The following is a 13002-nucleotide window of genomic DNA, read 5'->3' as shown; positions in this document are numbered from 1 at the left end:
GTCATTAACAAAACTAATTTAATAAGAGTCAAGCATAGTTTACATATGTATTATGTTTGAAACATACCTCTAATTACTTTTTACTAATATCATTTAAAATGTCTCGCAATTCTTCAATTTCTTTGTTATTTAATTCTTCATTTTTCGCAAAATTAAGCACTAAACTTTTCATATCCCCTCCATACAATTTATTAAGAAAGGTTTTAGCAGTTTTCATTTTAATATCATCTTCTTTAATATTTGATGAGTAAAAATAAATATTATTATATTTATATCGTTTTATAATCTCTTTTTATATAGTCTTGTAATTAATGTTCTAATCGTCTTATCGCTAACTTCTTTATTTTTTGAATCTCAACTACAATTTCATTAGCTGATACTGATTTTTTATTCCATATTATATTCATAACATCCCATTCAGCCATAGATATTTCAACTTGCTTATTGCCCATTTAAAACACCCATTTCTTTTAATATTTTTTCATTTATTAATTTAGCATTTTCACCAGAGGCTTTTTCATCTGATAAATGTGTAGAAAAATAATACTTATCATGATTTGTAATTACGTAACCTACAAACCACCCATTATTGTACTTCCCGTTTACTATACCTGTACCTGTTTTCCCATACAATTCATAATTTTCATTTTTTCTAATCAATAACGAAGAAGATAATTGTTTCTTTTCATTTTTACTAAAATGGTTATTTTGTTCCATCATATTTTTAAAAACTATTACTTGTTCAAGATTAGATATTTTCAAACTATCTTCCATCCAATAGCTTTTATAACTTCCCAAATTTTCATTACCATAATTTAATTGCTTGAGTTGAGCCGCTGTATAGTTCTTTGGTATTTGATTACTAATACGTTCGAAGTACCAATTAACTGAATTTTGCATTGCTGTATTTAAATCTTGTTCCTTATTCCAAGCATCAAAAGGGTAATGCTTATGATTCCATGACATACGTGAATTTTCATCACTTATAATATGTCGGTCAAGTCCAAACATAGCTAAATAAATTTTATAAGTTGAATTAGGAGAATACCTTTTTCTACTTTCTTTTTCGTTATAAATATAGTATTTGTCTTTCTTCATGCTGTACATGACGAAAGATCCACTATTTGAACCAAAAATTTTACTTTTATCTAAAATTTGGTAATCGTTCTGTAAGGGTTTTTTAAAATTATCATCAGTTAAGGATTGCCCCATCAAAAATTGGCTTTGAATTACCATGAGAAAAAAAGTAAAAATACAAATGAAAATTAGAATTAATTTTGATTGTTTTTTCAGATTGGCGTCCTTTATATTCATTAATCTTCTTTTGAGTAATGATTTTTTACCATTAAATGAGTGGCTTAGTATATTTTTATTAAAAACTGAGATTTTTAATACGGAATCCATAATAGCTTCCGCATAAGTTTTAAATTCATTTTTGTTAATATTATTAAGGACAAATCTATCGGCTTCTACTTCATTGTCATGAATTATCTTTCTTTTTACAATATGTACTAATGGATTGTAACTCATAATAATAGAGAAGATATTAAAGATAATTAAATGTAAAGTATCTCTATTTTTAGCATGAGCATATTCATGCAATATTATATATTTTAGTCTTTTGTCAATTACACTTTTAAAATATGAACTAGGAATCAAAATAATATATTTCCCATACCAAAAAGTTATTGGAGATTGAATAGCCTCTGCTTTTCGAATCACAATATTTTTTTATATTGATGGTTGAAAAGTATCGTATCTATTTTATTTTTTTCATTTTCGTTTAGATAGAGTGACTGTTTCTTTAAATATTTAAGATATAATAAGGCTTTCAAAAATTTAAAACTTAAAATAATAACTAAAACTATCCAAATAACTGTGCAGATATTATCAATTGAATCCCAATTAAACTTATGGATATCTGTTGTGAACTCTTGAATAGGTTTGGTGGTATTTATGTTATGGTTCAATTCGTGTGACTTACTTTCAACTGTGGGCGCTTGATTATTCACATTATTAAATTTAAAAGAGAGAATTTAATAGGAATGAAAGGAATTAATCCTGCAAGAAGAGTTAGATACCAAACTTTATAATTTAACATATAATTAAAATAGCGTTTTAATATGTACCTAAAAAATAATAACAATAGAAATATAAAACAAAAGCTTACTATGCTCATTATTAATAACTTAGCCATTTCAACACCTTCTTTCAAATATTTATAATAAACTATTGACGCCAATATTACAATTGTAATATTATTGATTCATAGAAATTACAAATGTAATATTGGAGGGTATATTTTGAAAAAGTTAATATTTTTAATTGTAATTGCTTTAGTTTTAAGTGCATGTAATTCAAACAGTTCACATGCCAAAGAGTTAAATGATTTAGAAAAAAAATATAATGCTCATATTGGTGTTTATGCTTTAGATACTAAAAGTGGTAAGGAAGTAAAATTTAATTCAGATAAGAGATTTGCCTATGCTTCGACTTCAAAAGCGATAAATAGTGCTATTTTGTTAGAACAAGTACCTTATAATAAGTTAAATAAAAAAGTACATATTAACAAAGATGATATAGTTGCTTATTCTCCTATTTTAGAAAAATATGTAGGAAAAGATATCACTTTAAAAGAACTTATTGAGGCTTCAATGAAGTACAGTGATAATACAGCAAACAATAAAATTATAAACGAAATCGGTGGAATCAAAAAAATTAAAAAACGTTTAAAAAAATTGGGAGATAAAGTAACAAATCCAGTTAGATATGAAATAGAATTAAATTACTATTCACCAAAGAGCAAAAAAGATACTTCAACGCCTGCTGCTTTCGGTAAGACTTTAAATAAACTTATCGCAAATGGAAAATTAAGCAAAAAAAATAAAAATTTCTTACTTGATTTAATGTTAAATAATAAAAACGGAGACACTTTAATTAAAGATGGTATTCCAAAAGACTATAAAGTTGCTGATAAAAGTGGTCAAGCAATAACATATGCTTCTAGAAATGATGTTGCTTTTGTTTATCCTAAGGGCCAATCTGAACCTATTGTTTTAGTCATTTTTACGAATAAAGACAATAAAAGTGATAAGCCAAATGATAAGTTGATAAGTGAAACCGCCAAGAGTGTAATGAAGGAATTTTAATATTCTAAATGCATAATAAATACTGATAACATCTTATAGTTTGTATTATATTTTGTATTATCGTTGACATGTATAATTTTGATATCAAAAACTGATTTTCCCTCTATTATTTTCGAGATTTATTTTTTAATTCTCTTTAACAAACTAGAAATATTGTATATACAAAAAATCATAAATAATAGATGAATAGTTTAATTATAGGTGTTCATCAATCGAAAAAGCAACGTATCTTATTTAAAGTGCGTTGCTTTTTTCTCATTTATAAGGTTAAATAATTCTCATATATCAAGCAAAGTGACACCTTAAAAAACAACATTTTCACTGACTGATTAGGGTTTACCCTAATCAGTCATATTCAATTTAAAAATACATTATTATTGCTATGATATTGTTACTTTTTTGTTTTTGATTTTTTTCAATTTTATTGAAGCTAATAAATAGTAAATTACTTTTAATACGGCCATTTTGGTTCTGTTGCAAAGTTGAATTTATAGTATAATTTTAACAAAAAGGAGTCTTCTGTATGGACTATTTCAGATATAAACAATTTAACAAGGATGTTATCACTGTAGCCGTTAGCTACTATCTAAGATATGCATTGAGTTATCGTGATATATCTGAAATATTAAGGGAACGTGGTGTAAACGTTCATTATTCAACGGTCTACCGTTGGGTTCAAGAATATGCCCCAATTTTATATCAAATTTGGAAGAAAAAGCATAAAAAAGCTTATTACAAATGGCGTATTGATGAGACGTACATCAAAATAAAAGGAAAATGGAGTTATTTATATCGTGCCATTGATGCAGAGGGACATACATTAGATATTTGGTTGCGTAAGCAACGAGATAATCATTCAGCATATGCGTTTATCAAACGTCTCATTAAACAATTTGGTAAACCTCAAAAGGTAATTACAGATCAGGCACCTTCAACGAAGGTAGCAATGGCTAAAATAATTAAAGCTTTTAAACTTAAACCTGACTGTCATTGTACATCGAAATATCTGAATAACCTCATTGAGCAAGATCACCGTCATATTAAAGTAAGAAAGACAAGGTATCAAAGTATCAATACAGCAAAGAATACTTTAAAAGGTATTGAATGTATTTACGCTCTATATAAAAAGAACCGCAGGTCTCTTCAGATCTACGGATTTTCGCCATGCCACGAAATTAGCATCATGCTAGCAAGTTAAGCGAACACTGACATGATAAATTAGTGGTTAGCTATATTTTTTTACTTTGCAACAGAACCAACAAAATCGTGAAACAGGCGAAAGAAAGTTGTATCGAGTGTGGTTTTGTAAATCCAGGCTTTGTCCAATGTGCAACTGGAGGAGAGCAATGAAACATGGCATTCAGTCACAAAAGGTTGTTGCTGAAGTTATTAAACAAAAGCCAACAGTTCGTTGGTTGTTTCTCACATTAACAGTTAAAAATGTTTATGATGGCGAAGAATTAAATAAGAGTTTGTCAGATATGGCTCAAGGATTTCGCCGAATGATGCAATATAAAAAAATTAATAAAAATCTTGTTGGTTTTATGCGTGCAACGGAAGTGACAATAAATAATAAAGATAATTCTTATAATCAGCACATGCATGTATTGGTATGTGTGGAACCAACTTATTTTAAGAATACAGAAAACTACGTGAATCAAAAACAATGGATTCAATTTTGGAAAAAGGCAATGAAATTAGACTATGATCCAAATGTAAAAGTTCAAATGATTCGACCGAAAAATAAATATAAATCGGATATACAATCGGCAATTGACGAAACTGCAAAATATCCTGTAAAGGATACGGATTTTATGACCGATGATGAAGAAAAGAATTTGAAACGTTTGTCTGATTTGGAGGAAGGTTTACACCGTAAAAGGTTAATCTCCTATGGTGGTTTGTTAAAAGAAATACATAAAAAATTAAACCTTGATGACACAGAAGAAGGCGATTTGATTCATACAGATGATGACGAAAAAGCCGATGAAGATGGATTTTCTATTATTGCAATGTGGAATTGGGAACGGAAAAATTATTTTATTAAAGAGTAGTTCAACAAACGGGCCAGTTTGTTGAAGATTATATGCTATAATTGTTATTAAAAGGATTGAAGGATGCTTAGGAAGACGAGTTATTAATAGCTGAATAAGAACGGTGCTCTCCAAATATTCTTATTTAGAAAAGCAAATCTAAAATTATCTGAAAAGGGAATGAGAATAGTGAATGGACCAATAATAATGACTAGAGAAGAAAGAATGAAGATTGTTCATGAAATTAAGGAACGAATATTGGATAAATATGGGGATGATGTTAAGGCTATTGGTGTTTATGGCTCTCTTGGTCGTCAGACTGATGGGCCCTATTCGGATATTGAGATGATGTGTGTCATGTCAACAGAGGAAGCAGAGTTCAGCCATGAATGGACAACCGGTGAGTGGAAGGTGGAAGTGAATTTTGATAGCGAAGAGATTCTACTAGATTATGCATCTCAGGTGGAATCAGATTGGCCGCTTACACATGGTCAATTTTTCTCTATTTTGCCGATTTATGATTCAGGTGGATACTTAGAGAAAGTGTATCAAACTGCTAAATCGGTAGAAGCCCAAACGTTCCACGATGCGATTTGTGCCCTTATCGTAGAAGAGCTGTTTGAATATGCAGGCAAATGGCGTAATATTCGTGTGCAAGGACCGACAACATTTCTACCATCCTTGACTGTACAGGTAGCAATGGCAGGTGCCATGTTGATTGGTCTGCATCATCGCATCTGTTATACGACGAGCGCTTCGGTCTTAACTGAAGCAGTTAAGCAATCAGATCTTCCTTCAGGTTATGACCATCTGTGCCAGTTCGTAATGTCTGGTCAACTTTCCGACTCTGAGAAACTTCTGGAATCGCTAGAGAATTTCTGGAATGGGATTCAGGAGTGGACAGAACGACACGGATATATAGTGGATGTGTCAAAACGCATACCATTTTGAACGATGACCTCTAATAATTGTTAATCATGTTGGTTACGTATTTATTAACTTCTCCTAGTATTAGTAATTATCATGGCTGTCATGGCGCATTAACGGAATAAAGGGTGTGCTTAAATCGGGCCATATTGTTGTATAAGTGATGAAATACTGAATTTAAAACTTAGTTTATATGTGGTAAAATGTTTTAATCAAGTTTAGGAGGAATTAATTATGAAGTGTAATGAATGTAACAGGGTTCAATTAAAAGAGGGAAGCGTATCATTAACCCTATAAACTACGTCTGCCCTCATTATTGGAGGGTGAAATGTGAATACATCCTATTCACAATCGAATTTACGACACAACCAAATTTTAATTTGGCTTTGCATTTTATCTTTTTTTAGCGTATTAAATGAAATGGTTTTGAACGTCTCATTACCTGATATTGCAAATGATTTTAATAAACCACCTGCGAGTACAAACTGGGTGAACACAGCCCTTATGTTAACCTTTTCCATTGGAACAGCTGTATATGGAAAGCTATCTGATCAATTAGGCATCAAAAGGTTACTCCTATTTGGAATTATAATAAATTGTTTCGGGTCGGTAATTGGGTTTGTTGGCCATTCTTTCTTTTCCTTACTTATTATGGCTCGTTTTATTCAAGGGGCTGGTGCAGCTGCATTTCCAGCACTCGTAATGGTTGTAGTTGCGCGCTATATTCCAAAGGAAAATAGGGGTAAAGCATTTGGTCTTATTGGATCGATAGTAGCCATGGGAGAAGGAGTCGGTCCAGCGATTGGTGGAATGATAGCCCATTATATTCATTGGTCCTATCTTCTACTCATTCCTATGATAACAATTATCACTGTTCCGTTTCTTATGAAATTATTAAAGAAAGAAGTAAGGATAAAAGGTCATTTTGATATCAAAGGAATTATACTAATGTCTGTAGGCATTGTATTTTTTATGTTGTTTACAACATCATATAGCATTTCTTTTCTTATCGTTAGCGTGCTGTCATTCCTGATATTTGTAAAACATATCAGGAAAGTAACAGATCCTTTTGTTGATCCCGGATTAGGGAAAAATATACCTTTTATGATTGGAGTTCTTTGTGGGGGAATTATATTTGGAACAGTAGCAGGGTTTGTCTCTATGGTTCCTTATATGATGAAAGATGTTCACCAGCTAAGTACTGCCGAAATCGGAAGTGTAATTATTTTCCCTGGAACAATGAGTGTCATTATTTTCGGCTACATTGGTGGGATACTTGTTGATAGAAGAGGTCCTTTATACGTGTTAAACATCGGAGTTACATTTCTTTCTGTTAGCTTTTTAACTGCTTCCTTTCTTTTAGAAACAACATCATGGTTCATGACAATTATAATCGTATTTGTTTTAGGTGGGCTTTCGTTCACCAAAACAGTTATATCAACAATTGTTTCAAGTAGCTTGAAACAGCAGGAAGCTGGTGCTGGAATGAGTTTGCTTAACTTTACCAGCTTTTTATCAGAGGGAACAGGTATTGCAATTGTAGGTGGTTTATTATCCATACCCTTACTTGATCAAAGGTTGTTACCTATGGAAGTTGATCAGTCAACTTATCTGTATAGTAATTTGTTATTACTTTTTTCAGGAATCATTGTCATTAGTTGGCTGGTTACCTTGAATGTATATAAACATTCTCAAAGGGATTTCTAAATCGTTAAGGGATCAACTTTGGGAGAGAGTTCAAAATTGATCCTTTTTTTATAACAGGAATTCAAATCTTTTTGTTCCATTAAAGGGCGCGATTGCTGAATAAAAGATACGAGAGACCTCTCTTGTATCTTTTTTATTTTGAGTGGTTTTGTCCGTTACACTAGAAAACCGAAAGACAATAAAAATTTTATTCTTGCTGAGTCTGGCTTTCGGTAAGCTAGACAAAACGGACAAAATAAAAATTGGCAAGGGTTTAAAGGTGGAGATTTTTTGAGTGATCTTCTCAAAAAATACTACCTGTCCCTTGCTGATTTTTAAACGAGCACGAGAGCAAAACCCCCCTTTGCTGAGGTGGCAGAGGGCAGGTTTTTTTGTTTCTTTTTTCTCGTAAAAAAAAGAAAGGTCTTAAAGGTTTTATGGTTTTGGTCGGCACTGCCGACAGCCTCGCAGAGCACACACTTTATGAATATAAAGTATAGTGTGTTATACTTTACTTGGAAGTGGTTGCCGGAAAGAGCGAAAATGCCTCACATTTGTGCCACCTAAAAAGGAGCGATTTACATATGAGTTATGCAGTTTGTAGAATGCAAAAAGTGAAATCAGCTGGACTAAAAGGCATGCAATTTCATAATCAAAGAGAGCGAAAAAGTAGAACGAATGATGATATTGACCATGAGCGAACACGTGAAAATTATGATTTGAAAAATGATAAAAATATTGATTACAACGAACGTGTCAAAGAAATTATTGAATCACAAAAAACAGGTACAAGAAAAACGAGGAAAGATGCTGTTCTTGTAAATGAGTTGCTAGTAACATCTGACCGAGATTTTTTTGAGCAACTGGATCCAGGAGAACAAAAACGATTTTTTGAGGAAAGTTATAAATTATTTTCCGAACGATATGGCAAGCAAAATATTGCTTATGCAACAGTTCATAATGATGAGCAAACCCCTCACATGCATTTAGGTGTTGTGCCTATGCGTGATGGAAAACTGCAAGGAAAAAATGTGTTTAATCGTCAAGAACTGTTATGGCTACAAGATAAATTCCCCGAGCATATGAAAAAACAGGGTTTTGAGTTGAAGCGTGGTGAACGTGGCTCTGACCGTAAACATATTGAGACAGCTAAATTTAAAAAACAAACTTTGGAAAAAGAGATTGATTTTCTAGAAAAAAATTTAGCAGTTAAAAAAGATGAATGGACTGCTTATAGCGATAAAGTTAAATCAGATTTAGAAGTACCAGCGAAACGACACATGAAAAGTGTTGAAGTGCCAACGGGTGAAAAGTCCATGTTTGGTTTGGGAAAAGAAATAATGAAAACAGAAAAGAAACCAACCAAAAATGTTGTTATATCGGAGCGTGATTATAAAAACTTAGTGACTGCTGCGAGAGATAACGATAGGTTAAAACAGCATGTTAGAAATCTCATGAGTACTGATATGGCGAGAGAATATAAAAAATTAAGTAAAGAACATGGGCAAGTTAAAGAAAAATATAGTGGTCTTGTAGAGCGATTTAATGAAAATGTAAATGATTATAATGAGTTGCTTGAAGAAAACAAGTCTTTAAAGTCTAAAATAAGCGATTTAAAGCGTGATGTGAGTTTAATCTATGAAAGCACTAAGGAATTCCTTAAGGAACGTACAGACGGCTTAAAAGCCTTTAAAAACGTTTTTAAGGGGTTTGTAGACAAGGTAAAGGATAAAACAGCACAATTCCAAGAAAAACACGATTTAGAACCTAAAAAGAACGAATTTGAACTAACTCATAACCGAGAGGTAAAAAAAGAACGAAGTCGAGATCAGGGAATGAGTTTATAAAATAAAAAAAGCACCTGAAAAGGTGTCTTTTTTTGATGGTTTTGAACTTGTTCTTTCTTATCTTGATACATATAGAAATAACGTCATTTTTATTTTAGTTGCTGAAAGGTGCGTTGAAGTGTTGGTATGTATGTGTTTTAAAGTATTGAAAACCCTTAAAATTGGTTGCACAGAAAAACCCCATCTGTTAAAGTTATAAGTGACTAAACAAATAACTAAATAGATGGGGGTTTCTTTTAATATTATGTGTCCTAATAGTAGCATTTATTCAGATGAAAAATCAAGGGTTTTAGTGGACAAGACAAAAAGTGGAAAAGTGAGACCATGGAGAGAAAAGAAAATCGCTAATGTTGATTACTTTGAACTTCTGCATATTCTTGAATTTAAAAAGGCTGAAAGAGTAAAAGATTGTGCTGAAATATTAGAGTATAAACAAAATGGTTCTGTTGCAAAGTTGAATTTATAGTATAATTTTAACAAAAAGGAGTCTTCTGTATGGACTATTTCAGATATAAACAATTTAACAAGGATGTTATCACTGTAGCCGTTAGCTACTATCTAAGATATGCATTGAGTTATCGTGATATATCTGAAATATTAAGGGAACGTGGTGTAAACGTTCATTATTCAACGGTCTACCGTTGGGTTCAAGAATATGCCCCAATTTTATATCAAATTTGGAAGAAAAAGCATAAAAAAGCTTATTACAAATGGCGTATTGATGAGACGTACATCAAAATAAAAGGAAAATGGAGTTATTTATATCGTGCCATTGATGCAGAGGGACATACATTAGATATTTGGTTGCGTAAGCAACGAGATAATCATTCAGCATATGCGTTTATCAAACGTCTCATTAAACAATTTGGTAAACCTCAAAAGGTAATTACAGATCAGGCACCTTCAACGAAGGTAGCAATGGCTAAAATAATTAAAGCTTTTAAACTTAAACCTGACTGTCATTGTACATCGAAATATCTGAATAACCTCATTGAGCAAGATCACCGTCATATTAAAGTAAGAAAGACAAGGTATCAAAGTATCAATACAGCAAAGAATACTTTAAAAGGTATTGAATGTATTTACGCTCTATATAAAAAGAACCGCAGGTCTCTTCAGATCTACGGATTTTCGCCATGCCACGAAATTAGCATCATGCTAGCAAGTTAAGCGAACACTGACATGATAAATTAGTGGTTAGCTATATTTTTTTACTTTGCAACAGAACCATGCCTTCTATAAAAGGCAAAGATGATAATTTCTCTGTTACTATTTGAATAACATTACCTACCATATAAACATCCTCCTTTATTCGTTAGATATTTTTATTTCTTCTCCATCTGGTAAAATAAATGCCTGCACAAACTTGACACCTAGCACATCAGCAATGGCCTTCAACTCATCCAAGGTTACTGTTTCTCGTTGTAATTTTTTATTGAAATTCTGTGGAGTCTGGCCAATACGTCTAGCAAGTTCGGAAACACTTATATTCATTTGCTCACACAGTTCTTTAATCATTTCTGCCGTAGTCATACAGCACCTCCAAGTTTACGCTAAGAATATTGTAAACCATTTGATTGATAAACACAATAGTTATTAAAATATTATTATAATCAGCAAGCAAAAGAAAACCCACAACTCTACTGTAGAGTCATGGGCTATTTACTTTGGGTTTTTATATTTCCATTTCGATGCCAGATTTGAAGACTATGACGAAGTGGTCTTCATACACTGTAACGCTCTGGATTATCTTCCTTACAAGCTTATCATCATATTCTAAGGTGCGGAATTTGTTTTTGCGGATAAATTCAGGCTCTATAATTTATAGAACTGATGAATCATTTTTTGATTCATCAGTTCTATTTTAGTTTATTTAAGTAGAAAAGCATGTCGTCTATCTAGTAAAATTAAAGTACCAACCAAAATCTTAAATAGAAAGGACGACATGTCATGACTAATCATATCAAAAAAATGTTGCGAATTAAAGAAAGATTTAAATTTAACTTGTGTTGAAGAAGGAAAATACAAAGGTGTGAACACATTAATTATCACTGGTACCTACTCACCTAAGCTTACGGCCTGTAAGTATTGTCAGTCTCATGCGAACGATGCAGATGAAAAGAAAACCATTGTAAAAAATGGGAAAAAAGAAGTGACAATTCGTTTGGAATCATATCAAAATATTCCAACTATTTTAAAGCTAAAAAAACAACGATATTTTTGTAAAAACTGCCATCAACATTGGACAACTCAATGTTCTATCGTTGAAGAAAATTGTTTTATTAGTCGATTCATGACATTTAGAATACTAGAATTATTAACTCAAAAAATATCAATGACCGTTATCGCTAAGATATGTCATGTATCACTCACAACCGTTATAAGGGTCCTTAAATCTGTTGAAAAACATTTACCTGAAACGCTTAAACCACGCTCTTTTCCAAAAGTTCTAATGGTTGATGAATTCAGATCTCATGCCACCTATGAAGATAAAATGAGTTTTATTTGTGCCAATGGTGAAACCGGTGAACTGGTTGATGTTCTTCCTAGTCGTAGACTTGATAAACTAATGAATTACTTCAATCGTTCTCCCAAGGAGAAACGAGAACAGGTAAAATTTCTAGTGACAGATATGAATGCGGCTTATTTTCAGTTAACTAAAAAAATCTTTCCTTGTGCAGCTTTAGTCATTGATAGGTTTCATATCGTTAAACACTTAAACCAAGCTTTTAATGACTTTAGAGTCAGGGAAATGAAAGCATTAATAAAGAATCACCAGCGTTCTGAAGCCAATAAGCTAAAAGTAAATTGGAAATACCTATTAAAGAATCAAATGACTGTTTCTAGTTCAGAATATAAAAATTGGAGAAGCTTTCCTTCACCTAAGTTTCCCCCTCTAACAGAATCAATGATGATTGATCGTCTTTTATCATTTTCTACAGACTTAAAAGAAGCCTATGGCGTGTTTCAATTATTAACCTATCACTTTAGAAATAAAGATCCAGACTCATTTTTTGATTTATTAAAGAACTTACCGACTACCTTAGATCCACTATTTAAACAGAAGATTGAAAATCTGATTAATTATGAAGAAGGGATTCGTAATGCTTAACGTATAAGTATTCTAACGGAAAAATAGAAGCTAAAAATACTCATATTAAGATATTAAAAAGAGTATCTTATGGCTTCAAATCTTTTAGTAATATGAAGATAAGAATTTTTATGATAAACGACCTTGTCACAATTGAATAACTAAAAAAAGATGATGAATTTGAGAAAATTCTCAAATTCATCATCTTCAATATTTGTCTCATCAGTCCGATTTGACAAAGAGCCCGTTTTTTTATGTTTTCCTTACTT

The 13002-nt window shown here is 31.7% G+C and carries 9 protein-coding genes and 4 pseudogenes; 10 read left to right on the top strand and 3 right to left on the bottom strand.

The features are described from left to right. Positions 1 to 73 precede the first annotated feature (73 nt). Positions 74 to 452: pseudogene (gene blaI, locus JG554_RS00535) on the bottom strand (penicillinase repressor BlaI). Further along, a pseudogene (gene blaR1 / locus JG554_RS00530) lies at positions 442 to 2197 on the bottom strand (beta-lactam sensor/signal transducer BlaR1). The pseudogenes blaI and blaR1 overlap by 11 nt, the downstream one beginning before the upstream one ends. Positions 2198 to 2303: 106 nt before the next feature. Between blaR1 and blaZ the strand changes: the two are divergent. The 9 genes and pseudogenes from blaZ to JG554_RS00485 all read left to right on the top strand — a co-directional run bounded on the left by blaZ (position 2304) and on the right by JG554_RS00485 (position 10812). Next, entirely contained in the window at positions 2304 to 3149 is an 846-nt protein-coding gene (gene blaZ / locus JG554_RS00525) for a penicillin-hydrolyzing class A beta-lactamase BlaZ (RefSeq protein ID WP_104681703.1), read from the top strand. Between the two features lie 523 nt (positions 3150 to 3672). After that, positions 3673 to 4347, top strand: coding sequence for an IS6 family transposase (locus tag JG554_RS00520; protein WP_031920870.1), 675 nt, complete (start codon positions 3673 to 3675; stop codon positions 4345 to 4347). A gap of 46 nt (positions 4348 to 4393) precedes the next feature. Then, positions 4394 to 5203, top strand: coding sequence for a protein rep (locus tag JG554_RS00515; RefSeq protein ID WP_203265331.1), 810 nt, complete (start codon positions 4394 to 4396; stop codon positions 5201 to 5203). A 168-nt stretch (positions 5204 to 5371) separates the two neighbouring features. Continuing rightward, entirely contained in the window at positions 5372 to 6133 is a 762-nt protein-coding gene (aadD1, locus tag JG554_RS00510; RefSeq protein WP_001014230.1) for an aminoglycoside O-nucleotidyltransferase ANT(4')-Ia, read from the top strand. A gap of 210 nt (positions 6134 to 6343) precedes the next feature. Then, positions 6344 to 6406, top strand: coding sequence for a tetracycline resistance efflux system leader peptide (locus tag JG554_RS13320; protein ID WP_012779615.1), 63 nt, complete (start codon positions 6344 to 6346; stop codon positions 6404 to 6406). Positions 6407 to 6439: 33 nt separating this feature from the next. Continuing rightward, positions 6440 to 7816, top strand: a complete 1377-nt coding sequence (gene tet(L), locus JG554_RS00500) for a tetracycline efflux MFS transporter Tet(L) (RefSeq protein WP_203265330.1) — start codon at positions 6440 to 6442, stop codon at positions 7814 to 7816. Positions 7817 to 8379: 563 nt separating this feature from the next. Further along, positions 8380 to 9642 carry a MobV family relaxase gene (gene mobV / locus JG554_RS00495; protein WP_000119405.1) on the top strand — a complete coding sequence of 421 codons (1263 nt, stop codon included), beginning with the start codon at positions 8380 to 8382 and terminating at the stop codon, positions 9640 to 9642. 244 nt (positions 9643 to 9886) lie between these two features. Beyond that, a pseudogene (locus JG554_RS00490) lies at positions 9887 to 10105 on the top strand (protein rep); the annotation flags it as partial. 32 nt (positions 10106 to 10137) lie between these two features. Beyond that, on the top strand, positions 10138 to 10812 hold the full coding sequence (locus JG554_RS00485; protein ID WP_031920870.1) for an IS6 family transposase: 675 nt from the start codon (positions 10138 to 10140) through the stop codon (positions 10810 to 10812). 138 nt (positions 10813 to 10950) lie between these two features. Here the strand turns inward: JG554_RS00485 and JG554_RS00480 are convergent, their stop codons facing one another. Beyond that, entirely contained in the window at positions 10951 to 11175 is a 225-nt protein-coding gene (locus JG554_RS00480) for a helix-turn-helix domain-containing protein (protein WP_000205227.1), read from the bottom strand. A gap of 417 nt (positions 11176 to 11592) precedes the next feature. On the opposite strand from JG554_RS00480, the pseudogene JG554_RS00470 reads away from it, so the two are divergent. Continuing rightward, positions 11593 to 12894, top strand: a pseudogene (locus tag JG554_RS00470) (ISL3 family transposase). The last annotated feature ends 108 nt before the right edge of the window (positions 12895 to 13002 follow it).

It is taken from the genome of Staphylococcus sp. 11-B-312 (genome assembly GCF_016743055.1).
GTDB classification, from domain to species: Bacteria; Bacillota; Bacilli; order Staphylococcales; family Staphylococcaceae; genus Staphylococcus; species Staphylococcus ureilyticus.
The sequence above is the reverse complement of the archived record's forward strand: the minus strand, read 5'-3'. Positions and strand labels throughout refer to the sequence as shown.